At 70.9% G+C, this 437-nt stretch carries 2 pseudogenes; both read left to right on the top strand.

Annotated elements, in window-relative coordinates:
- Positions 1–241: pseudogene (locus DVK06_RS17985) on the top strand (gfo/Idh/MocA family oxidoreductase); the annotation flags it as partial.
- A pseudogene (locus DVK06_RS17980) lies at positions 238–437 on the top strand (nucleotide sugar dehydrogenase); the annotation flags it as partial. The pseudogenes DVK06_RS17985 and DVK06_RS17980, both read left to right, overlap by 4 nt.

Below are 437 nucleotides of genomic sequence, written 5' to 3'. Positions count from 1 at the left end.
TTCCACCGGCGAGCCGCTGAAACGCGAGTTACAGGCGTTCGTCGACGCCGCGACCGACGGCGGCCCCGTCCTCGTCTCGCCGGCCGACGGCCTGCGCGCTATCGACCTCGCCCGGCGAATCGAGGCCGACGCCGAATCGACGGTTCGGAGCGTCGAGACCGCGGAGACTGCGGAAAATGCAGAGACCGCGGAAGCCACGGAAAACGCTGAGACTACGGAACCCTCGGAGGGTCGACGATGAGCCGCGAGCACCCCGGACTGTACGGCTCCGACCGCTCGCCCGACGAACAGACGCGGGCCCTGCGCGCCGGCGAGGTCCCCGTCGCGGTGTACGGCCTGGGGAAGATGGGCCTCCCGCTGGCGGCCGTCTACGCCCGCGCGACGGGCACCGTCACCGGCGTCGATATCAGCGAGGACGTGGTTCGCGGCGTCAACGA

It is taken from the genome of Halorubrum sp. Atlit-28R (assembly GCF_003665955.1).
In the GTDB taxonomy this organism is placed as follows: Archaea; Halobacteriota; Halobacteria; order Halobacteriales; family Haloferacaceae; genus Halorubrum; species Halorubrum tropicale.
This window is presented reverse-complemented; position numbering and strand designations above follow the sequence as displayed.